The 22,571-nt window shown below is 50.5% G+C and carries 20 protein-coding genes; 14 read left to right on the top strand and 6 right to left on the bottom strand.

The features are described 5' to 3' along the window. Positions 1–2 precede the first annotated feature (2 nt). The 4 genes from bioF (at position 3) to IEX02_RS10870 (ending at position 3,138) form a co-directional block, all read left to right on the top strand. Positions 3–1,160, top strand: coding sequence for an 8-amino-7-oxononanoate synthase (gene bioF, locus IEX02_RS10885; RefSeq protein ID WP_188694649.1), 1,158 nt, complete (start codon positions 3–5; stop codon positions 1,158–1,160). Then, entirely contained in the window at positions 1,150–1,920 is a 771-nt protein-coding gene (locus tag IEX02_RS10880; RefSeq protein WP_188694646.1) for a methyltransferase domain-containing protein, read from the top strand. The genes bioF and IEX02_RS10880 overlap by 11 nt, the downstream gene beginning before the upstream one ends. Then, positions 1,917–2,588 carry a dethiobiotin synthase gene (gene bioD, locus IEX02_RS10875; RefSeq protein WP_188694643.1) on the top strand — a complete coding sequence of 224 codons (672 nt, stop codon included), beginning with the start codon at positions 1,917–1,919 and terminating at the stop codon, positions 2,586–2,588. The genes IEX02_RS10880 and bioD overlap by 4 nt, the downstream gene beginning before the upstream one ends. 73 nt (positions 2,589–2,661) lie before the next feature. Then, positions 2,662–3,138, top strand: a complete 477-nt coding sequence (locus tag IEX02_RS10870; RefSeq protein WP_188694640.1) for a DUF4442 domain-containing protein — start codon at positions 2,662–2,664, stop codon at positions 3,136–3,138. 17 nt (positions 3,139–3,155) lie between these two features. Here the strand turns inward: IEX02_RS10870 and upp are convergent, their stop codons facing one another. The 3 genes from upp to IEX02_RS10855 all read right to left on the bottom strand — a co-directional run bounded on the left by upp (position 3,156) and on the right by IEX02_RS10855 (position 6,552). Beyond that, complete coding sequence (gene upp, locus IEX02_RS10865) at positions 3,156–3,782, bottom strand: uracil phosphoribosyltransferase (RefSeq protein ID WP_188694637.1); 627 nt, start codon at positions 3,780–3,782, stop codon at positions 3,156–3,158. 11 nt (positions 3,783–3,793) lie between these two features. Beyond that, positions 3,794–4,486 (bottom strand): dipeptidase PepE, encoded by a 693-nt coding sequence (gene pepE / locus IEX02_RS10860; protein ID WP_188694634.1) that lies wholly within the window; start codon positions 4,484–4,486, stop codon positions 3,794–3,796. A gap of 134 nt (positions 4,487–4,620) precedes the next feature. Continuing rightward, a complete protein-coding gene (locus IEX02_RS10855; protein WP_188694631.1) occupies positions 4,621–6,552 on the bottom strand; it encodes a metallophosphoesterase family protein in 1,932 nt (643 codons plus the stop codon). A 237-nt stretch (positions 6,553–6,789) separates the two neighbouring features. Here IEX02_RS10855 and htpX point away from each other — a divergent pair, with 237 nt between their 5' ends. The 5 genes from htpX to IEX02_RS10830 all read left to right on the top strand — a co-directional run bounded on the left by htpX (position 6,790) and on the right by IEX02_RS10830 (position 11,461). Continuing rightward, complete coding sequence (htpX, locus tag IEX02_RS10850) at positions 6,790–7,662, top strand: protease HtpX (protein ID WP_188694627.1); 873 nt, start codon at positions 6,790–6,792, stop codon at positions 7,660–7,662. A gap of 72 nt (positions 7,663–7,734) precedes the next feature. After that, complete coding sequence (locus IEX02_RS10845) at positions 7,735–8,202, top strand: low molecular weight protein-tyrosine-phosphatase (protein ID WP_188694624.1); 468 nt, start codon at positions 7,735–7,737, stop codon at positions 8,200–8,202. Positions 8,203–8,204: 2 nt separating this feature from the next. Next, complete coding sequence (locus IEX02_RS10840; protein WP_188694621.1) at positions 8,205–9,164, top strand: FecCD family ABC transporter permease; 960 nt, start codon at positions 8,205–8,207, stop codon at positions 9,162–9,164. Position 9,165: 1 nt separating this feature from the next. Then, positions 9,166–9,906, top strand: coding sequence for an ATP-binding cassette domain-containing protein (locus IEX02_RS10835; RefSeq protein WP_188694616.1), 741 nt, complete (start codon positions 9,166–9,168; stop codon positions 9,904–9,906). A gap of 208 nt (positions 9,907–10,114) precedes the next feature. Continuing rightward, entirely contained in the window at positions 10,115–11,461 is a 1,347-nt protein-coding gene (locus tag IEX02_RS10830; RefSeq protein ID WP_188694614.1) for a class II 3-deoxy-7-phosphoheptulonate synthase, read from the top strand. A 49-nt stretch (positions 11,462–11,510) separates the two neighbouring features. On the opposite strand, the gene ppsR is transcribed toward IEX02_RS10830, so the two are convergent. Continuing rightward, entirely contained in the window at positions 11,511–12,323 is an 813-nt protein-coding gene (gene ppsR, locus IEX02_RS10825; RefSeq protein ID WP_188694611.1) for a posphoenolpyruvate synthetase regulatory kinase/phosphorylase PpsR, read from the bottom strand. 160 nt (positions 12,324–12,483) lie between these two features. Here ppsR and ppsA point away from each other — a divergent pair, with 160 nt between their 5' ends. Then, positions 12,484–14,859, top strand: coding sequence for a phosphoenolpyruvate synthase (ppsA, locus tag IEX02_RS10820; protein WP_188694608.1), 2,376 nt, complete (start codon positions 12,484–12,486; stop codon positions 14,857–14,859). 57 nt (positions 14,860–14,916) lie between these two features. On the opposite strand, the gene IEX02_RS10815 is transcribed toward ppsA, so the two are convergent. After that, positions 14,917–15,477, bottom strand: a complete 561-nt coding sequence (locus tag IEX02_RS10815) for a phosphoribosyltransferase (protein ID WP_188694605.1) — start codon at positions 15,475–15,477, stop codon at positions 14,917–14,919. 160 nt (positions 15,478–15,637) lie between these two features. Here IEX02_RS10815 and IEX02_RS10810 point away from each other — a divergent pair, with 160 nt between their 5' ends. From IEX02_RS10810 to IEX02_RS10795, 4 genes are all read left to right on the top strand, one after another. Then, a complete protein-coding gene (locus IEX02_RS10810; RefSeq protein ID WP_268237413.1) occupies positions 15,638–16,195 on the top strand; it encodes a GNAT family N-acetyltransferase in 558 nt (185 codons plus the stop codon). 27 nt (positions 16,196–16,222) lie between these two features. After that, on the top strand, positions 16,223–17,962 hold the full coding sequence (gene dauA, locus IEX02_RS10805; RefSeq protein ID WP_188694598.1) for a C4-dicarboxylic acid transporter DauA: 1,740 nt from the start codon (positions 16,223–16,225) through the stop codon (positions 17,960–17,962). An 89-nt stretch (positions 17,963–18,051) separates the two neighbouring features. Beyond that, positions 18,052–20,274 carry a YgiQ family radical SAM protein gene (locus IEX02_RS10800; protein ID WP_268237412.1) on the top strand — a complete coding sequence of 741 codons (2,223 nt, stop codon included), beginning with the start codon at positions 18,052–18,054 and terminating at the stop codon, positions 20,272–20,274. A gap of 118 nt (positions 20,275–20,392) precedes the next feature. Then, a complete protein-coding gene (locus tag IEX02_RS10795) occupies positions 20,393–21,268 on the top strand; it encodes an ion transporter (protein WP_188694597.1) in 876 nt (291 codons plus the stop codon). 8 nt (positions 21,269–21,276) lie between these two features. On the opposite strand, the gene IEX02_RS10790 is transcribed toward IEX02_RS10795, so the two are convergent. Continuing rightward, positions 21,277–22,542: an MgtC/SapB family protein gene (locus tag IEX02_RS10790; protein WP_229702190.1), complete on the bottom strand. Its 1,266-nt coding sequence runs from the start codon at positions 22,540–22,542 to the stop codon at positions 21,277–21,279. Between the last annotated feature and the right edge of the window lie 29 nt (positions 22,543–22,571).

Here is a 22,571-nt window from a genome sequence, read left to right as displayed (position 1 = left end):
TTATGGCTTTTGAATTTGTCGCCTCCGAACTGGCTGAGCGGCGTGCGGCCAGTCTGTTTCGTCAATGTCAGGTGGTGGAACAGACCGATGGTCGCACGCTGGTTGTGAATGGACGGCAATATCTCAACTTCTCAAGCAACGATTATCTGGGCCTGGCGCACAGTGATGCACTTAAACAGGTCGCCACCGAGGCGGCGCAGCATTGGTCGACGGGGAGCGGAGCCTCTGCACTGGTAACCGGCCATAGCCTGGCACATGCAGAGTTGGAAGATTATCTTGCTGAGCGTCTGGAGCGGGAACGGGTATTGCTGTTTAACAGTGGTTTTGCCGCTAACCAGGCCCTGATTCAGACCCTGATGCAGCGTGGCGGCAGTATTCTGGCTGATAAGTTATGCCATGCTTCGATGTTGGACGGTGCACTTGCTTCGGGCGCTAAACTGCAACGCTTTGCGCACAATGACATGACACATTTGGCGTCGCTGCTGCAAAAAGCGCAGGGGGATACCCTGGTAATGAGCGAAGGTGTTTTCAGCATGGATGGCGATGTGGCGCCGCTTGAACAACTGAGCCTTCTTGGCGCACAGCATGAGGCTTTATTGTATGTGGATGATGCCCATGGCTTTGGTGTTTCCGGACATGACGGCTTGGGCGTGGCAAGCCAGTGGGCGCAGCCACAATTGCCTTTACTGATGGCTACCTTCGGCAAAGCCGTTGGCACCAGCGGCGCATTTCTAGCCGTACCAGATGCTATCTATGCTTATTTGGTTAATTATGCCCGCCACTATATCTACAGCACGGCTATGTCCCCGTTGTTGGCGGCGATTACCTTGGGGAGCCTGAAACTTATTGATACGCAAGCCTGGCGAAGAGACAAGTTGAATCACAATATTCAGTTCTTTCGGCACTTGGCCGGTCAGCAGGGACTGCCGTTGATGGCCTCTCAGACAGCCATCCAGCCACTGTTAATTGGTGATGCTAAACACTGCATGGCACTGGCAAGCAAACTAAGAGAACAAGGTATGTGGCTTACGCCTATTCGTCCTCCTACAGTTCCACCGGCCAGTTCAAGGTTACGCATAACCATCAGTGCGGCCCATACAGAAGCAGATATTAATCAATTGATTCAAACACTTGTTAGGGGAATGACGCATGTTGGCTGAATGCCACACTAAACAGCGCATTGCCCAGCGATTCAGTCAGGCGGCCAAGCGTTATGATCAACTGGCCGATGTACAACTGCAAATCGGGCTAGAGGCCATACAAAGGATGCCGGCTAGCTCCGGGCTGGTTTTAGATATTGGCTGTGGAACCGGACGTATCAGTCGACTGCTGGCTGACAAGTGTCAGCGTCTGCTGGCATTGGACCTGGCCGAGGGCATGACCAGGTTTGCCGCGCAGGCCCATGGCAACAGTGCTGATTTTATGGTCGCAGACGCGGAACATTTACCTTTGACTGATGACTGCCTGCATGGCGTGTTTTCCAGCATGGTATTGCAATGGTGCCAGCCTCTTGACCGAGTCTTTAGCGAGCTGGCGCGGGTACTCAAACCTGGTGCAAAAGGATTGCTAGCCATTATGGTGGAGGGCTCGCTGAAGGAGTTACATCAGGGGTGGTTAGCCCTTGGGCAGCCCACTTCGGCTAATGCATTTTGTTCGGTACAAGATATCTACACCAGTGCCCTTAGGGCAGGCCTGCACTGCCAGGTTGAAGACAAAGCTTATCAGACCTGGCATAACAGTCTCAGTGAAGTGCTGCACTCGATGAAAGACATTGGTGCTGGCGTGGCCTTAAGTAACCAGCCTAGTGGTTTAAACCGTCATACCCTAGGCAAACTTGAGGCTTATTATCAGAAGGCCTACGCAAAATCGGGACGTTTGCCGATAAGTTACCAGGTGGCCTTTGTGGAGATACAAAAGTGAAATGTTTTTTTGTAACAGGTACGGATACCGAGGTGGGTAAGACCTTTGTATCACGCGCTATGCTAACCCAGTTTAAAAACCGCCGCTTGAAAACAGCGGCCTTTAAGCCCGTGGCATCCGGCTGTGAAAACACCCCCGATGGGCTTCGTAATGATGATGCACTGACGCTACAGGCGACAAGCAGTCTGCCTCTTGATTACGAATGGGTTAATCCCTTTGCCTTCGAAGCGCCCATCGCGCCGCATCTTGCTGCCGCAGAAGCGGGCATAAGCATAGACATCAACCAACTGGTAGAGGCCCAGCAGCGATTATCAGCCTTAGCGCCTGATGTGTTGCTGGTCGAAGGCGCCGGTGGATGGCGTTTACCCTTGGGAGAGGGACAGTTTATGTCCGACTTCGTGATCCGGCAGAACATGCCGGTTATTTTGGTTGTTGGGATGCGTCTGGGCTGTTTGAATCATGCCTTACTGACCGCTGAAGCGATCCGTCGTGACGGTCTGCCGTTGGCAGGCTGGGTGGCAAATCAGGTAGATGTTGATATGCCGCTACTGGCAGAAAACCAGGCCTTTCTAAAGGCGCATATTGATGCGCCACTGCTGGGTTGCATCCCCAGACTGTCAAACCCTGATATGGCTGCCCGGTACCTGGATCTGACTCCGATTATTTAATCATCATGCATGGTCTTCTGGTCTAACCAGTGTTAATCTGCAGCGATAATAAGCTGTATTGTGAAGAAATGGCATGAAATTAACGACTAAAGCCAACTGGGGATTAAAACTCTTTGCCTGGCGTTATATCCCACTGATTGGCTTTTGCTCACCGCGCATTGAACGTATGGATGAAGACAGTCTGGAAGTTAGCATCCCTCATACCTGGCGTACCAAGAATCACTTGGGGAGCGTATATTTTGGGGCGCTGGCCATCGGCGCTGATCTGGCCGGCGCGTTTTTGGTGTTCCATAAAGCCAAAGCGCGGGGCGTGAATGCGAATTTTGCCTTTAAGGATGTGCAGGGTGAGTTCTTAATGCGGCCCGAAGCACGCGTGCATTTTGTTAGTAACGATGGTGCCTTGATTGATCAGATGCTGGATGAGTCCATTGTTAGTGGGCAGAGAATTAATCGTACCGTCAGTGTCGTGGTAACTTGTCCGACACTGCATGGTGATACGCCAATGGCGACCTTCCGATTGACTTTATCGGTAAAAGCAAAACCCCGCTAATACGGGGTTTTTTGTGTCTATTTGGTGCCGAACAGTTTATCGCCGGCATCACCTAAGCCCGGCAGGATATAGCCCTGTTCGTTTAGCTGCCGATCGACGGCGGCGGTATAGAGTTCCACATCGGGGTGCTTGGCCGCCAGGGCATCAATACCTTCAGGGGCCGCGACTAATACCAGGGCTTTGATTTGCTTACAGCCATTGGCTTTGAGCAGGTCGACTGTAGCAATCATTGACCCCCCGGTGGCGAGCATGGGGTCAACAATAATAGCCAGGCGCTGGTCCAAATCGGCGGTGAGTTTTTGAAAATAGGGCACCGGTTGCAGCGTTTCTTCGTTGCGGTACATGCCGACCACGCTGATTCTCGCATTGGGGATCAATTCCAGTACGCCGTCCATCATCCCAAGACCGGCTCGCAGGATAGGCACGATAGTGACCTTTTTCCCCTGGATCTGATCGATCTCAATTTCACCGCTCCAGCACTGTATATGGGTTTTCTCGGTAGGTAAGTCTGCTGTTGCTTCATAGGTCAGCAGACTGCCTATTTCCCTTGCCAGTGTGCGAAATTCACGGGTACTGATGGCAGCATTGCGAAGCAGGCCAATTTTATGTTTGACCAGTGGGTGCATCACCTCAACCACTTTCATAGCAGTATCTCCTAGAGTAAGTGAGACAGATCCTGTCCAGCAGGGATGTCTTGTTGTTCACCCCCTAAGAACAGAATGCCGGGGTGTGGGCCGGTTAAGGTTAGTTGATTATCTACTCTTTGCAGTGCACTGCCTTCACGGATAGCCACTATCGGCATAGCTGGGTTTAATACCATAAATTCTGCCAGGCGCTGCGCCCTGGTTTCACCGTTATGTCCCGGCGGCTGATAGTCAGTATAGTGGGGGTTTATCTGAAACGGCACGAATTGCAAAGCGTCAAAGGAAGGCGGTTCAATAATAGGCATGTCATTGGTGGTGCGGATGCTGTTACCGCAAATATTTGACCCGGCGCTCCAGCCAATATATGGCAGGCCATTTTTAACTTTGTCGCGAATACAGGCCAACAAGTCTTGCTTGTACAGTTCGTTGAGTAGGTTAAAGGTATTGCCGCCGCCTACGGCAATGGCTTGAGCCGAGTTAACGGCACGCACCGCATCTGCAGTTTGATGGATACCCGTTACTTTTAATTCGGGTAGTGCTAGCTGCACTTTTTCAACATAATCATCCCAGCCTAGGGTGACGCCGGCAAAGGGCACAAACAGCAGTTCATTAATACCTGCAAGGTGTTCCAAAATGGCGGGGCGGGCGGTTTCCAGATAGCCATGCTGGCCTTCTCTGGAGCTACTAAGCATTAATACGTTCATTTGATGTTATATTTCTGGGGTAGGAGAAGGCAGTATAAAATATTCCGTAAGCCCTGATAAGGGCGCATCTGCCAGGTAATGGCAAAGACAGCCTAGGGTTAGCCGCCCAAGGCTGTCTGGTGGCTTAACAAGCCTTAGTGATTTACAGAGAACTCGTCAAACAGTAAGACGTCGCCTTTCAGGTCTGAAGGATCAAACACGTAACTTTTAACGCTACCACTTTGGGTATCCAGTACCGAAAACACGCTCAAGTCATTGGATGCCACAAAAGGCAGGTTGGGATAACTGTCATTGAGCATACTCATTGGGCTGTAGATTGTGGGATAAGCCATTTCGCGTCCTTGGGGATCACCAAAGGCCGGGTAATCATGAGCAGCCCAGCGCGGTGTCTCGGATGCTACATCGGCCCAGAAGTCCGCATAACTGGCACGCTTGTTTTTAGTGTATTGCGCAGAGTTGTCCTGAAAATACGCCCCGTATGAATTGCCGACATTAGAGCTTTCCAGATAATGCATATTGCCCACCTGTGCGCGGTTCCAAACATGGGAATGGCCGATATGAACGAGGTCCACTCCGTGTTGCACCAGTAAGGGTTCAATATCTTTAAACCAAATATCCTGCTCCAGTGGATATTGATAACGTACCTCAGTAATTGTTGCCAGCTTCGGCACGACTTGTTGTTGCCATTGCTCGGCTGTCAGGGGAAAGGCCAGTTCGGTGACTTGCTCGTTATTTGCATCATCCAACTCCACCAGTTGCAGTATTGGGTTAGCCAGTACAGGAACGGTATTATCACCTAAACCAAAGGCGCCCTGGTGGGCCATGACCACTTTGTATTTTGCCTGCTTGAAGGCCGGCGAGTTCAGGACCTGTTCCAGCCATTGGTACTGCTCAGAACCTTGGCCAAATTGTTCAAACAAGAATTCACCAAATCCCCAGGCTTGCGGGTTTTCCAGTTCAGACAGCATCTCGGTGAACTTGCTGCGTGAATTGCCTGAAACGCTCCAGGAACGCCAGATGCGTGAGACATTCATAGAGATCAGGAACACATCGCCAAATGCAGCGGCATAGTATTCTTCACCTCGGGGGCCATCATCAGGAAAAGAAAACAGTTCCAGATAGCTATCCTGATTGTGGGAGTTGTCGGCTATCCATTGGGCTTTCACTTGCGCATCATTGCTTGGATTTACCTGTGCTTTGACCTGTTCATAGGCTTGTTCAGCAAACCACTTGGGCTGGGGATCATTAAACGCCTTGTTCAGACCATATCCTTCCTCTTGTGGTTGATACCTACCCATGACCTCATGATTACCAATAGTGGCAAACAAGCTGGCATGTTGCAGGATTTCGCCCCCCGTATAAGGAAATCCGGGTTTATATTGTTGATAGTTGCCTTGCAGTGAAGGGAAAAAGGCTGGCGCATTGGCTTTGTTTTGATCAAACCACTCGGACGCCCGATCGGGCACATTAACCAGATCTCCGGCAAAAAATACGGCGTCGGGTCGGCCGACGGTTTCCACCATACGTTGATAGTTGGCCGGCGCATTGACTTTAGACTGCAGGTCTGATGTCAGCAATATCTTCATGGCCTGTCCTTTAGCTGGCGTGCCAGCCAGGGTAAAGCGCTCGCTGCTGAGCTGATGGCCATTCTCGTCCACACTGACGACATGGTAATTTTCACGCTGTCCTGCCGTCAGGCCTGTGGCTGTGGCTTCATGACGAAATACCTGTCGGTGGGTTAGTTCAGGATAGTCTTCATCTTTTACACCAGATTGGCTGTCTTCCATCATTCTGCTCATCTGGGTGGTGGTGGCAATGGCGATTTGCCCCTGACCGTATTCAAGCCGGTGTTGTTGACCTTCAAAGTTAGTGAACCACACCACATTGACTGCATCGGGTTGGGGGAGCTGCAAAAACGGATCGCTGAGCATGCGGTTTGCCTGATTAACGGCGACCGGCACTTGTTCTACAACAGTGACTTCTTCTGTGACAATTTTGGTGTCGTCACTACAGCCAGCAACAAGCAAGGTGGCAAGGGCAACTTTGGTTAGGGGAAATCTGTTCATCTTTCAATCCTTTAGGTTACAGAAGGGGCCAGAGGATGACAGTGAGAGATGAAAGAGATATTGAAGTGTCTTGAAGCTTTTATGTCGGTTTAATGAATGTCTGTGGGCGAAAAAGAGGCTAGAGACAAAACCTTAGAGTGTCGAAATACATCACCGACATAAATATTCACACTTTGTATGATTGAAAATTTTGTTTTAGCCCACAAAATAGAGGCGTTTAAACTTATTGGAGACGTTATGAAACGTGTGCTGTTGTTTGTCGCCACCAACCTGGCCGTGGTGCTGGTGTTGAGTATTGTGATGAACTTGGTGTTCAGTTTCCTTAATATTGACCCGCGCGGTCTGGGTGGGTTGTTGATCTTTGCCAGTATCTTTGGATTTGGCGGTGCCTTTATTTCGTTGTTGATGTCCAAATGGATAGCCAAACGTTCGGTTGGAGCACATGTTATTGACCGTCCATCAAGCCATACCGAGCAATGGCTGGTTGACACCATTGCCCGTTTGGCAAAACAGTCTGGTATTGGTATGCCTGAAGTGGCTATCTATCAGTCTCCTGATATGAATGCCTTTGCCACCGGTGCCAATCGCAATAATGCCCTGGTAGCAGTGTCTACAGGGTTACTGGAAAACATGCAGCAGGATGAAGTGGAAGCCGTCTTGGCCCACGAGGTCGCACACATCGCTAACGGTGATATGGTGACCATGACGTTGTTGCAGGGGGTATTGAATACCTTCGTTATTTTCCTAGCCCGGGTTATTGCAAATATTGTCGACAATGCCACTCGCAGTAATAACAGTGAAGGTGGTCTTGGAGGCTTGGCCTATTTTGCCATTGTGTTTGTGCTGGAAATCGTATTTGGTATTCTGGCCAGTATTATCGTGATGGGCTTTAGTCGCTATCGTGAGTACCGGGCCGATGCCGGCTCCGCCTCTTTGGTTGGTCGTAACAAGATGATTGCTGCCTTACAGCGCCTTAAATACAGCCAGGAGTCCAAGCTTGACGGAAACCTGATGGCATTCGGGATTCGCGGAAAATCTGCGATGGCCGAGTTGTTCTTAAGTCACCCTCCGCTGGAAAAACGCATTCAGGCGCTTCAGCAGGGCCGTTAATGCCCTCTAAGGTTGACTGAACCGGCAAATCTGACAGACTAATGGCCACTTTTTTGTGGCCATTATTTGTTTATGAGCACCCGTACCCCTTCCGTTCTTTTTGTTTGTCTTGGTAATTTGTGTCGTTCTCCTACTGCCCATGCGGTGCTCTATACCATGGCATCGGAACAGGGGGTGGAAATGCAGGTAGACTCTGCCGGTACCGCGGCTTATCACAAAGGCAAGCTGCCGGATCCTCGAAGCCGTGAGGCAGGAGAGGCGCGGGGCTATAGTTTCAAAGGTCAGCGTTCTCGTCCGGTGCAGGTTGAAGACTTCAGCAGATTCGATCTGGTACTGGCAATGGATAATAACAATCTTCGTGATTTGTTGGCCGTATGCCCACCAGAACATCAGCATAAGGTCAGGTTGTTTTTAGAATTCTCTGAGCACGACGAGTCTGAAGTGCCGGATCCCTATTATGGTGGCCGCCAGGGATTTGAGTTGGTTCTGGATTTAATTGAACAGGGCTGTACGGTGTTACTAAGCAAAGTGAAGCACTAGCCTTGCTGAACAAAGAGCGCGGATTTCTGCTGGGGCTAGTTGTCGGCCTGTTCGCATTATCGGTCTGGACCTTATCGCATGGATTGCAATGGCAATCTGAAGTAGACAGACAAATTCTGTTGCACTTGCGTCTGCCTCTGGTGGCCAGTGCCCTGTTGGTGGGGGCCTGCCTGGCAAGCAGTTCTGCCATATTGCAGGTGATGCTACGCAACCCGCTGGCCGACCCTGGCCTTATTGGTATCACCAGCGGAGCCAGCCTGTTTGCGGCCATCTACTTATTGGCAGGTGGTGCTGCACTGGCGGGAGTGGCAACTTATGGCTTGCCGCTATTTAGTTTTATTGGCGCGTTACTTTCCACCTTGCTTATCTATGCCATTGCCAAGCGTTTGGGGCTGGAGTCCGGGGCTGGCGTAATCCTGGCGGGGATCGCTATTTCCACCCTCAGTGGTGGGGTTATCGCCTGGCTATACTTTCTTACTGACGCCCAATCTTTGCGAAATCTGACCTTTTGGTTGCTGGGCAGCTTACATCAGGCCGATATCCGCCTTGTCGGCCTTGCGACCCCCTTGGTGCTGCTATTGTTGGTTTATGTGCTGCGTCAGGGACAAGCACTGAATTGGTTGTACTTTGGTAACCATGCCGCGCAGCTAAGGGGACTGGATGTGGCGCGTTTTTATCCGCGTATGCTGCTGGTTAGCGCGCTATTAGTGGGGATCGCGGTGTCGTTGGCCGGCTCTATTGCCTTTGTGGGCTTATTGGTGCCCCATTTACTGCGAAATTTTTTCGGTCACGACAATCGTTTCGTGTTGCCCGCGTCGGCCTTGCTGGGGGCGATCTTACTGCTGTTAGTGGTAGCGGTTTCCAATGTCTTCGGTGGCGTGGTTGTGCCAGTCTCTATGCTAACCGCCACGTTCGGCGGGCCGGTGTTTCTCTATTCGGTTATTCGGTTAGCGAGGAACTGATATGTTGCACGCTGACCAGCTACATTTAACCGCGCGCCTGGATGATATCAGTTTTAGCCTGCTACCTGGCCAGGTGGTGCATGTTTTGGGACCCAATGGGGCAGGTAAGTCGAGTTTACTGTCGGTGCTGGCCGGTTTGGTGCCGCCGGAAAAAGGAGCGATATCGCTATACGGCAAAAACCTTAATGAGTATGCGTTGGGGGAACTGGCCGGTCGCCGCACTCTGATGGAACAGCAACTACATACCGCGTTTAGCTTGTCTGTTCAGGAAAGTTTGTCGTTTTACAGTGCCAGCCCGGATATTCCGGATGAATTGGAAGCGGCCCTGGAAATAAGGGCGTTTTTGTCCCGTTCTCTTAACCATCTGTCCGGTGGAGAACGGCGCAGGGTACAGCTATGTCGCGGATTGATGCAGATCTGGCCCACTATTATGCGTGGCGAAGGACTTTTGCTGTTGGACGAACCTGTGCAGGGGCTAGACTTCGCTCACCAACACAAGCTATGCCGCCTGTTAGGCTCGCTGGCGGGGCGAGGAAATATGGTGGTGGTGAGTCATCATCAGTTAAATTTGGCGCAAATGTATGCCCAGCGGGTCTGGTTGATGTCCGAACAACGTATTGTGGCAGATGGTCATACCGACGAGGTGTTGCAACAACACCAACTGGAAGAGGTGTTCCAGTGCCGGGTGAGGATCGGGCTGGACTCAGAACAAAATAAACTAATTCAGACGTATTTAGACTAGATAAGGGGAATAATTCGTTATCGCGCCTAAATGATTGGGCCTGATGGCCTTCGGGCTGATGCATTATTAAGCAACTTCGGTGTTCAACCCCTCTTTATGGCCTTAGCAGCAATTGTTCATTGAAATTTTCTTTCAGAACTCGTAAGTTTCAGGGTTCCGTTAGCGTGGCAATTTTGCCGCCAATATCCAATCGAGAGAAGGAAAGTAAGTGACACAATGGCAACCCGATAGCTGGCGCCAACTGCCGATCCTGCAGCAGCCCATCTATGAAAATAAACAACAGCTTGAAGATGCAGAAAAACGCCTGGCCAAATACCCACCGCTGGTATTTGCAGCCGAGACGCGTGAGTTGTTTAGACAGTTGGGTGAGGTTGCCAAAGGTAAGGGTTTTTTACTTCAAGGTGGTGACTGCGCCGAGTCTTTTGACGAGTTTAACGCACCGAAAATCCGCGATACCTTTAAGGTCATTTTGCAGATGGCCATTGTGCTGACCTTTGCCGGCCGCTGTCCGGTCACCAAGGTAGCGCGTATGGCAGGCCAGTATGCAAAGCCGCGCTCAGATAACTTTGAAACCATCAATGGTGTGTCACTGCCCAGTTACCGCGGCGATATTATCAACAGTTTCGAGTTTACCGACGCGTCTCGTCAGCCTAATCCAGAGCGCATGATTGAGGCTTATCACCGTTCAGCCGCCACCCTCAACCTGCTGCGCGCTTTCGCTCAGGGAGGCCTGGCAGATTTGCATCAGGTGAACGGCTGGAATATGGCCTTTGTGGAAAATAATCCACTTAAAGAGCGTTATCAGGATGTGGCCAAGCGTATTCAAGATGCCTTGTCCTTTATGGAAGTGATAGGTATTAACGCTGCTAACCACAGAGAGTTACATGAGACATCATTGTTTACGTCTCACGAGGCGCTATTGCTGAATTACGAACAGGCCCTGACCCGCAACGATACGCTGACCGGCAAGTGGTATAACTGCTCCGCTCATATGTTGTGGATAGGGGAACGTACACGTCAGTTGGATCATGCCCATGTTGAATTTTTCCGCGGTATTCACAACCCTATAGGTGTGAAGGTCGGACCTTCAATGCAGGAAGATGAACTGATTCGCTTGATAGACGCACTTAACCCGCAAAATGAAGCGGGACGCTTGACTCTGATCACCCGTATGGGGGCCAATAACCTGGGCGACAAACTGCCATCCTTGTTACGCAGGGTCAAACAGGAAGGCCGTCAGGTGGTATGGAGTTCAGATCCCATGCACGGTAACACAGTCAAAGCGTCAAGCGGCTACAAGACCCGTAACTTTGACGACATTCTGCGTGAGATTCAGCACTTCTTCCAGGCTCATCAAGCTGAAGGTACTCATGCCGGTGGTATTCACCTGGAAATGACCGGCCAGCATGTGACCGAATGCGTAGGGGGAGCTTATGGTATTGGTGAAGCAGACTTGGGACAATGTTATCAAACCCAGTGTGACCCACGTTTGAATGCCGATCAGGTACTGGAGCTTGCCTTCCTGGTGGCCGATTATCTAAAAAAAGATATCTAAGCATAGAGTCCCGGCCACATGATCTAGTGTGGCCGGGTTTTTATCAGCGTTAATATTTTTTACGCTGCAAACCAGTTTCTGCCAAGATCTTGGCTGATATCTCTTCTACCGAAAACTTGGTGCTGTTTAAAAACGGGATAAATTCCCGCCGGTATAGGTTCTCCACTTCCCGCAATTCCATACGGCACTGCCGCATTGAGGCGTAACGGCTGTTTGCGCGCCGCTCAGAGCGGATCTGGTGTAAACGCTCCGGCGCTATGGTTAGGCCAAACAGCTTATTTTTATAATGCCGCAGTTTGGCGGGCAGTTTCAGCATATCGCCCATATCTTCCTCGGTAAAAGGGTAGTTTGCGGCTTTAATGCCGTACTGTAAGGCTAAATACAGGCTGGTAGGGGTTTTTCCCGAGCGCGATACGCCCACCAGAATAATATCTGCTTCACCATAGTTATCCAGATTGGCGCCGTCATCATTGGCCAGGGCGTAATTCACCGCTTCAATACGAATATCATAGGTTTTTTCATGGATACTGTGGGTTCGGTGTTTTTCCGGTTTAGCTGGAATACCTAATACGATTTCCAATGGGGCGACAAATTGGTCGAGAAAGTTGTAATTGATCCCCACGGAATTAGAAATGATTTCCCTGACATCTAAATTGACGATGGTATAAAACACCAAAGGCCGTTCACCGGTTTCCTTAAATGTCTTGGCAATTTTACTGTTTACCTTTTCAGCTTGTTCTGCCGTTTCAACAAAAGGAATGGTGATATGGTTGAATTCTACTGGGAATAGAGACAGTAAGGCATGGCCGAACACCTCCGAAGTAATGGCGGTGCCATCAGAAATATAAAAAGCGGTGCGCACAACAACTCCTTAACAATGTCGTAATTTAATTACGAAAATAAATAAAGTTTTACTTTTTTATTACCGACATTCTAAAATCCTCTGCGAAAAAAGCCAGCAGCCCAAATTACTTAAGGGATTGGGGCGATTTGAAAAACATGCTAATTCGGAGGCATTCGCAGTGCAGAAATACGTTTTGTGGTATCAGCAGCTAGGCATGCATGATGTGGACAAGGTTGGAGGCAAAAATGCGTCTCTGGGAGAGATGATTTCCAATTTGGCCAATGCCGGTGTGATGGTTCCGGGTGGTTTCGCCACAACGGCAGAAGCCTTTAACGAATTTCTGGAGCAAAGTGGTCTGAACAACCGCATCCATGATGCATTGGATGTGCTGGATGTTGACGATGTCAACGCCCTGGCCAAGACCGGTAGTGAAATTCGTCAGTGGATCATTGATACACCATTCCAGGCCGATCTTGAGACGGCCATTAATCAGGCCTATTCACAACTTCTGCAGGAAGCGGGTGGTGATGCGTCTTTTGCGGTGCGCTCTTCCGCCACTGCCGAAGATATGCCCGATGCCTCCTTTGCAGGTCAGCAGGAAACCTTCCTGAACGTCAAAGGCTTGGATGCCGTGATGACCGCCATCAAGCATGTTTTCGCCTCATTGTTTAATGACCGTGCTATCTCTTATCGTGTGCATCAAGGCTATGACCACAAGGGGGTTGCCCTGTCGGCTGGTATTCAGCGTATGGTGCGTTCTGATTGTGCGTCCTCAGGCGTTATGTTCACCATCGATACCGAGTCCGGATTTGAAGATGTGGTGTTTATCACGTCTTCTTATGGTTTGGGTGAGATGGTGGTGCAGGGCGCGGTTAACCCTGATGAATTCTATGTACACAAGCCAACCCTGAATAAGGGCAAGCCGGCCGTTGTACGCCGTAATCTTGGCAGCAAACAGAAGAAAATGATCTACTCCACCGATGTGGGGCATGGCAAGCAGGTGGAGATTGTTGATGTAGATGGCGCAGATAGCCATCGTTTCTCCTTGTCTGATGCCGAAGTCATGGAGCTGGCCAAACAGGCACAGATCATTGAAAAGCATTATCAGCGTCCGATGGATATCGAGTGGGCCAAAGACGGTACTGACGGCAAATTGTATATTGTTCAGGCACGTCCGGAAACGGTTCGCAGCCGTGAGGATGCGCAGACTATCGAGCGTTTCAATCTTAAAGGTAACGCCAAGATCGTCTGTGAAGGACGGGCTATCGGCCATAAGATTGGTAACGGTACCGCCAAAGTACTTAGTTCCATTGAAGAAATGGACAAGATCCAGCCCGGCGATGTGCTGGTGACTGACATGACGGACCCAGATTGGGAACCCATCATGAAAAAAGCGTCTGCCATTGTGACTAATCGTGGCGGTCGTACCTGTCACGCGGCAATTATCGCCCGTGAGCTAGGCATTCCTGCGGTGGTAGGCTGCGGTGACGCCACCGGCAGCATTCAAACCGGTGACAAGGTAACGGTTTCTTGTGCAGAGGGTGACACGGGATACATATACGGTGACGTACTGGAATACGATGTAATTACCTCTCGCATTGATGCGATGCCGGATGTACCGCTGAAGATCATGATGAACGTAGGTAATCCGGATCGCGCCTTTGACTTCGGTCGTTTGCCACATGCGGGTGTTGGTTTGGCCCGACTGGAATTTATCATCAACCGTATGATTGGTGTGCATCCCAAAGCGTTGCTCAATTATGCCGGTCAGCCTGAAGAGGTGAAGGCAGAAATTGACGTGATGATGGCTGGCTATGAGTCACCACGCGAGTTTTATATTCAGAAGCTGGTTGAAGGTATTTCTACCATTGCGGCGGCGTTTGCACCGCAAAAGGTTATCGTTCGTATGTCTGACTTTAAGTCCAACGAATACTTTAACCTGGTGGGTGGATACCAGTATGAGCCTCACGAAGAGAACCCCATGTTGGGCTTCCGTGGCGCGAGCCGCTATGTGTCAGAAGATTTCCGTGAGTGTTTTGCGCTCGAATGTGAAGCCATCAAGCGCGTACGCAACGATATGGACTTTACCAATGTTGAGGTGATGATTCCTTTTGTTCGTACCTTGGATGAAGGCCGTAAAGTCATCGAGCTATTGGCCGAGCGAGGTCTTAAGCAAGGCGAAAATGGCTTACGTGTCATCATGATGTGTGAACTGCCGTCTAATGCGCTGCTGGCCGACCAATTCCTGGATATCTTTGATGGCTTCTCCATCGGCTCTAATGATTTGACCCAGTTGACCCTGGGGCTGGACAGAGATTCCGGGTTAATTGCCCATCTGTTTGATGAGCGGGATGAAGCCGTTAAGATATTGCTGGCGATGGCCATTAAAGCCGCTAAAGCCAGAGGCAAGTATGTGGGGATTTGTGGTCAGGGACCATCGGATCACGAAGACTTGGCTGCCTGGCTAGTTGAGCAGGGCATCGACAGTGTCTCCCTGAATCCGGATACCGTGGTGGATACCTGGTTGTATCTGGGTGAAAAACACGGAATTTAATCCGAACCAAAAAGCCGACGTTAGTCGGCTTTTTTTATGTTGCTGGCTTAGGGCGGTTCAGGTGATGAACAAGTGCTGGATATCGGCCAGATCGGTTTTGCCTTCTTTGAGGTCCTGGGGACTTAGCCCACTGATTTCATGAGGAAAAACCAACCATTCGTCACTTTCGTGTATATAGTAATCCGGCACCAGGTTAGTCTTGTTGTTAGCCGGTTTGTACCAGGGGCAGGCAATGCGAATATCGTGAGGGACGTTGCGTCTGGACAGTTTGCGAATCTGAGCCAGTAATGCTTCAACACTGCGTCCCGAATCAAAGACATCGTCAACAATTAACAAGCTGTCTTCGGCATTGGCATTTTCAATCAGATAGTGCAGCCCATGTACACGAATCTCTTTACTCTGTTGCCCTATACCCTGATAAGACGAGGTGCGCACCGCAATGTGGTCTGTTTCTGCTCCCCTGAAGTCGAAGTATTCCTGTACCGCGATGCCAATAGGTGCACCGCCTCGCCAGATGCCTACAATAAAATGTGGACGCAACCCACTGTCATAGATCTTGGCGGCTAGTCTGAATGCATCCTGCAATAGCTCAGAGGCATTGATAAAGCGTTTATTCATTGTAACAGGCTCCCATTTTCAGTTAACAGTAGATGGGTTCTGTGAGCAGTGGCAAACCATTGGTGGAATATTTATCCGCGTCCATCGAATACCCCTTGAATAACTAGGGCTTTATTGAACAAAATAGCCAATGGCTGAAAGCGTGGACCGGGAGTGAGCGATGACCGTAAAAGGCGACCTGGGGCTATTACACTCGAACTTAACACTGGCGGATGGCCAAGTGATTTGCTTTCGGCCTATCTGTGCGGAGGATGCAGCAATGGAACGTGATTTTATTCGTCAGCTATCTGCACAAACCAAGCACTTTCGTTTTATGGGGAACCTCAAAGATTGTTCAGAGGCCATGCTTTATCAGTTTACCCATCCGGATCCCTGTCATGAAGTCGCCATTGTTGGTTTGGTAAAATGCGCTCAGCAGGAGCAAGAGATCGCGGTGGGGCGATTTTCCGTATTGCCGGATAAGCAAAGTTGCGAATTTGCCGTGGTGATCGCCGATGCCTGGCAACGACGCGGTATTGGCCGGCATTTAATGAGGCAGTTGCTAGCTATTGCTGCACAGCGTGGACTGCATGAAATGCGGGGACTGGTACTCGCGGATAATCCCGGTATGTTGCAACTGTGTAAGGCTCTGGGCTTTGCCATTCACACCGACCCTAACGATCCTCATACTAAGGTCGTGGTTAAATCACTCCGCGAGTCTGTACCATCACAGAGATAAGCCATTTAGCATCATTAGGAGGCTGAGTTGTCACACCGTTCCCATTTGTTTTCATTGCGTATTGGGCATGCGTTTCGCGAAACCTGTTTAAGTGGCGACTATGGTTTAGGGCAACTACGTCAGGATCTGTTTGCCGGTATCAGTGTTGGCATCATTGCGATTCCACTGGCCATGGCACTGGCAATCGCCAGTGGGGTGGCACCCCAGCATGGCTTGTATACGGCCATCATTGCCGGTTTTGTTATTGCGCTTAGCGGTGGTTCCCGGCTGAGTATTTCGGGCCCGACAGCGGCCTTTGTGGTGTTGCTTTTTCCTATCACCAGTCAGTATGGACTAGCGGGTTTACTGCTGGCCACACTGGGGGCGGGTATTATTTTGGTGTTGATGGCCATGCTCAGACTGGGGCGTTTTATTGAGTATATCCCTGAGTCTGTGGTGCTGGGCTTTACCTGTGGTATTGCGCTAGTCATCGCCATACTGCAGATTAAAGATGTTTTTGGCTTACCCATTGAGCAGCTTTCCGATCAGTTCCTGTACAAGGTGCCGCAACTGATAATGGCACTGCCGCAGTTGCACTGGCCGAGTCTGGCGGTTGCGGCGACGACACTGCTGATTATGTGGCTATGGCCGAAGCTTGGTTTTGCCTTGTCTGGACATTTGCCTGCACTGCTTGTTGCCAGCGTATTGGCGTGGGGTTTGATGCAGGCGGGTTTTGATGTGGACACCATTGGCAGCCGTTTCTCTTATCAGAATGCCGATGGCACTATGGGCATGGGGATCCCCTCTGTGCTACCTGCATTTCAATGGCCCTGGCAGTATGCCGGCGACGCTACTTTGAGCCTAAGTTGGCAGTTGGTTAAAGATCTGCTTCCTGCCGCTTTCGCTATTGCCATGTTAGGTGCCATCGAGTCTCTGTTATGTGCCGTGGTACTTGACGGTATGACTGGTCAGCGACACAGTGCGAACAGTGAATTGCTGGGGCAGGGGATCGGCAACATCATTGTGCCCTTTTTTGGCGGTATAACCGCCACTGCTGCATTGGCCCGTTCCGCTGCCAATGTACGAGCCGGCGGTGTTTCGCCTATGTCGGCGATGTTACATGCCCTTACCGTGCTGGCGGCATTGCTGCTGTTCACCGATGTTCTTGCCTTTGTGCCTATGTCTGCCATGGCTGCCTTGTTGCTGGTTGTCGCCTGGAATATGAGTGAAGCGCATAAGGCTGTGCATCTACTTAAAACCGCGCCAAGAACGGATATCTGGGTATTTCTAACCTGTTTCTTGCTTACGGTGGCGCTGGATATGGTGATCGCTATTACCGCCGGTATTTTGCTGGCCGCTATGCTGTTTGTGAAAGATATTGCCGAGATGACCAGAATCACTGATATTTCCAAAAGCAAGCGAGTGGTGGATAAGGCGCTGCCACCAGGATGGTCGGTATTTAAAATTAACGGGCCACTGTTCTTCGCTGCCGCTGACCGAATTTTTGGCGAACTGTCGACCTTGTGTGAAGATCGTCAGGGTTTCGTGTTGTATATGGATGGCGTCACCTTGTTGGATGCCGGTGGCCTGGCGGCCTTGAATAAACTTATCAGTCAGTGCCAGCGCAAGCAGACACAAATCTGCATAGCGGATCTGCAATTTCAACCTCTGCGTGCGCTGGCGAAAGCCGGGGTAAAACCTATTCCAGGTGTGCTGGCGTTTTACCCCAGTTTGGCTGACGCGCTACATCAATTGCAGGAACCTGATACCGCTTTGGTCGCCGAGTAAGGCATGTGATGTCGACTGGTTAAAAAATCCACAGATTAGTGCGTGATTTGCGGTATAATGCCGCGCTTTTTTCCAACCGGTAGTGTCCATTGTCAGTTCAAGCCACCATTAAAGCGGAACGCTCGCTGTTTTCTTACCCTAAGTATTGGCCGCATTGCTACGGCACGGCGCCCTTTTTGCCCATGAGCCGGGCCGAAATGGATGAACTTGGCTGGGATAGCTGCGACATCGTACTGGTGACTGGGGATGCCTATGTCGACCATCCCAGCTTCGGTATGGCGGTGATTGGCAGGGTACTGGAGGCCCATGGTTTTCGCGTGGGCATCATTGCGCAGCCCGATTGGACCAGTAAAGAGCCCTTTATGGCTCTGGGCAAGCCGAATCTGTATTTCGGTGTCACCGCCGGCAATATGGACTCAATGATCAATCGCTACACGGCGGATAAAAAACTACGCCATGACGACGCATATACGCCAGGTAATGTAGGCGGGAAGCGACCAGATAGGGCGGTCACCGTCTATTCCCAGCGCTGCCGTGAGGCTTATAAAGATGTGCCTATTATTCTTGGTGGTATTGAGGCCAGTTTGCGTCGTATAGCCCATTACGATTACTGGTCAGAAAAAGTGCGTCGCAGTATTTTGTTTGATGCCAAGGCGGATTTGCTGATGTACGGCAATGCTGAGCGGCCTTTGGTGGAAGTGACACATCGTCTTGCTGCCGGCGAAAATATTGCCGATATTCGGGATGTCAGAGGCACGGCCATTATTGTTAAGCAGGCCTTGCCAGAATGGCAGGGCGTGGATTCCACCCATTTGGATACGCCGGGAAAGATCGATGCTATTCCGAGTCCCTATCAGGTCGAACCGGATTGTGACGCGCAAAAGCCCGATGCAGCAGTAACGGATGACGGGGTTCAGATCCAGCAGATTCAGGCCAAGCCCATAGTTATTCAGCCAGATAATCGCCGTAAGCCGTGGGAAAAAATGTATGTAAAATTGCCGGCATTTGAGGTGGTACGGGACAATAAGTCTTTGTATGCCCATGCATCCAGGGTCTTGCATCAGGAAGTGAATCCCGGCTGTGCGCGGGCATTAATGCAGCGCCATGGTGACCGACATATTTGGATCAACCCGCCGGCCATGCCACTGGAAACCGAAGAAATGGACGCGGTATTTGACCTGCCATATCAACGGGTTCCGCACCCCGTTTATGGGGATGCGAAAATTCCTGCCTACGATATGATTCGCTTCTCTATCAACATCATGCGTGGTTGTTATGGCGGTTGTACATTCTGCTCTATTACCGAACATGAAGGACGGATTATTCAGAGCCGTTCAGAAGATTCTATTATTCGCGAGATAGAAGAAATTCGCGATAAAGTGCCGGGCTTTACCGGTGTTATCTCAGATTTAGGCGGCCCTACGGCCAATATGTACAGGCTGCGCTGTAAGAGCCCCAAGGCGGAAGCTACCTGTCGACGCCCGTCCTGCGTCTATCCGTCCATTTGTGCGCATATGGATACCAATCATGCGCCAACTATCAATTTGTACCGCCGAGCGCGCAATCTCAAAGGTATTAAGAAGATTCTGATTGCCTCAGGAGTGCGTTACGACCTGGCGGTAGAAGATCCTGAGTATGTGAAGGAGTTGGCCCTGCATCATGTGGGTGGCTACCTGAAAATTGCCCCCGAGCATACCGAAGACGGGCCGCTATCTAAAATGATGAAGCCGGGCATGGGCAGCTATTACCGTTTTAAAGAGCTGTTTGATAAGTACTCGGCCGAAGCGGGTAAAAAGCAGTATTTAATCCCTTACTTTATTGCTTCTCACCCCGGTACCACAGACGAAGATATGTTGGCCCTGGCCATTTGGCTGAAAGAAAACCGTTTCCGTTTAGACCAGGTACAGAATTTCTATCCTTCACCTATGGCCACTGCCACCACTATGTACCACAGTGGTGTCAATTCGCTGAAAAAGGTTAATAAGGAATCAGACGTGGTATTTTCCGCCAAAGGCGAAATTCACCGCCGTTTGCATAAAGCTATGCTGCGTTATCATGACCCCAAAAACTTTGCGCAAATTCGTGAAGCCCTTAAGAAAATGGGCAGGGAAGATCTCATTGGGCGGGGACCACAGCACTTAGTGCCGCCGGAGTCTGCAGATGAACGCAAGCAAAAGCCGGCCAAAGGTGGCCATCGCGCATTGACCAAACATACCGGTTTGCCGCCGCAGCCAAAATGGAAGAAACAAAAGGGCAAGGCGCAATCAGCGGGGGCTAAGGGAAAAGAGAGCCAGCGAAGCCGTCAGCGCTGATAGTGAACTCAATGAAAAAAGCGCCTGCGGGCGCTTTTTACTTTGCAAAGTAAAACCTATCAGTCAAGCTTGAAAAAGCAGCCCTTACAATTCAAGTGGTTGTTTAATAAGGACAGATATGCAGCAGCCAGACAAAAACAAATATCCCAACAGAACCAAGCCGGTAAAAAAGTACATGCAGGGCGAACCCCTAGCGCCCTGGCGTGAGTCCTTACATGAAATTATTTTTGAAGCCGAAACGCCAGCGGGTAAGTGGTTTGATATTGTTCTGATAATTGCCATCGCGGCCAGTATTCTGGTGGTGATGCTGGATAGTGTGGCGGCTATTAGTCTCAACTATAAAACCCTGCTTTTTACCGCCGAATGGGTTTTTACCATTTTATTCAGTGTGGAATACTTGCTGCGGCTGCTTTGTGTCAGGCGCCCGTTGCGGTACGCCAGTAGCTTCTTCGGTATTGTGGACTTAATCTCTATTCTGCCCAGTTTTTTGGCCTTGTTTTTCACCGGTGCACAAACCTTGTTGGTGGTGCGCGGTTTACGGGTGCTTCGTATCTTCAGGATTTTTAAACTTGGTGAGTACCTTGGCGAGGCCCATGCTTTGATTCGGGCTATGCGTAACAGCCGGGCCAAAATAGCCGTGTTTCTGTATACCGTCTGTGTATTTGTGGTGATATTCGGCGCCGCGATGTACCTGATTGAAGGGCCTGAACATGGCTTTACCAGTATTCCGCAGTCTATGTATTGGGCGGTAGTTACCTTAACGACTGTAGGTTATGGGGATATCTCTCCGCATACCCCCCTTGGCCAAATGTTGGCCTCTATGGTGATGATTTTAGGCTACGCCATTATTGCCGTGCCGACCGGCATCTACAGTGCTGAACTGGCACGGGAATATCGGCGAGATGTTACCCGTTTTGCCTGTCGGCACTGCGGTGAGGAAGGGCACGATGAGGACGCCAAATTCTGTAAGTATTGCGGCGGCTCTGTGCCCTAAACTGACTTTCAGGTTTCCCAAAAGGAGATACTAAGACCGACTATAGCGGCACTCAGCAAAGGGATAAACACTCGCCATAACATGCCTTTGCCGGCGATAGACACACTCATGCCGGCTTTAACCAGGGTATTGGTACTGCAGGCGAGGATAATCCCGGTGACTGCCGATGTCAGGGGGATTTGCTCCAGACTCATGCGGGATAAGGTCAGGTTAACCGGATCCACATCGGCAATACCTGAGACTATGGCTAACAGATAAATCCCCTTATCGCCGAAATACTCGGTTAAGGCCCGGCCTACCAGCAAGATAGTGGTCAACAGCATCCCAAAGCCAATGGCAGATTTTAGCTCCAGTGGGTTAACCAAGTGTTCTATGGCCGCCTGTGGGGTGAGGGTGCGTTTAAACCAGAACACCAATGCAAAGCCTAGCGTGACCAATGTCATGGCCGTAATGGGTAATAACAAATAGCTGAATAAGGCTGGATTTATCAGGCTGGCAACCAGCAATACCCGCGGAAACATAGTGCAGCAGGCTAACAGAATGCCTACAGCCAAGGCCCCTTGCAATAAGGGTTGTTTTTGACTGAGTCGGGAATAATTCAGGGTTAAAGCGGTGGAAGAAGCCAGTCCGGCGGTAATCGCTGTCAGCAAAATGCCCTTGTCAGCGCCAGCCAGTTTGATACTGATATAACCTACAAAGGATATGCCGGCTATCAACACTACCATCAGCCAGATTTCGTAAGGGTTTAACACTTGCCAGGGGCCATAGCCCTGGTTAGGTAACACAGGTAGCAACACCAAAGAAATCAGTAACAATTGCAATACAGCCTGCAATTCTCGCTCCTCAAGGCGTTTTAACCAGGCATGCAAGAGTTCCTTATAACGAAGCAGCAGGGCGCTAACAATGGCAGCGGAAACTGCCAACTCGGTCATCTTAAGCGTGGCAAGGGTACCCAGTACTAAAGTGAGCAACAGGGTTACCAGGCTGGTGACGCTGGCATCGCGGTTATCATCTCGCCGTGCCCAGTAGGCTAAGCTGACAGCCAGCGCAAAGCCGATAAAAATGACTGCAAAGGCTGACATGCCGAGAATATCGCTGAGCAGCCCCGCACACCCGCCTAGCAAACCGGTCAGGCCGAAGGTGCGCAGTCCGGCGACCCGGGTACCCTCAGCTTGCAGACGAAAACGCCAGCCACGCTCTACTCCAATAAGTAGTCCAATCGCTAAAGAAATTCCCAAAGAAATCAACGGAGTGGCGGTATCCAGATCTAACACTTTCTATCCTTGCAAACCTTTTGCTCAGC

It is taken from the genome of Bowmanella pacifica (genome assembly GCF_014645355.1).
GTDB lineage: Bacteria > Pseudomonadota > Gammaproteobacteria > Enterobacterales > Alteromonadaceae > Bowmanella > Bowmanella pacifica.
Note: the sequence above shows the minus strand (reverse complement) of the source record. Positions and strands in the feature narration are given on the sequence as shown.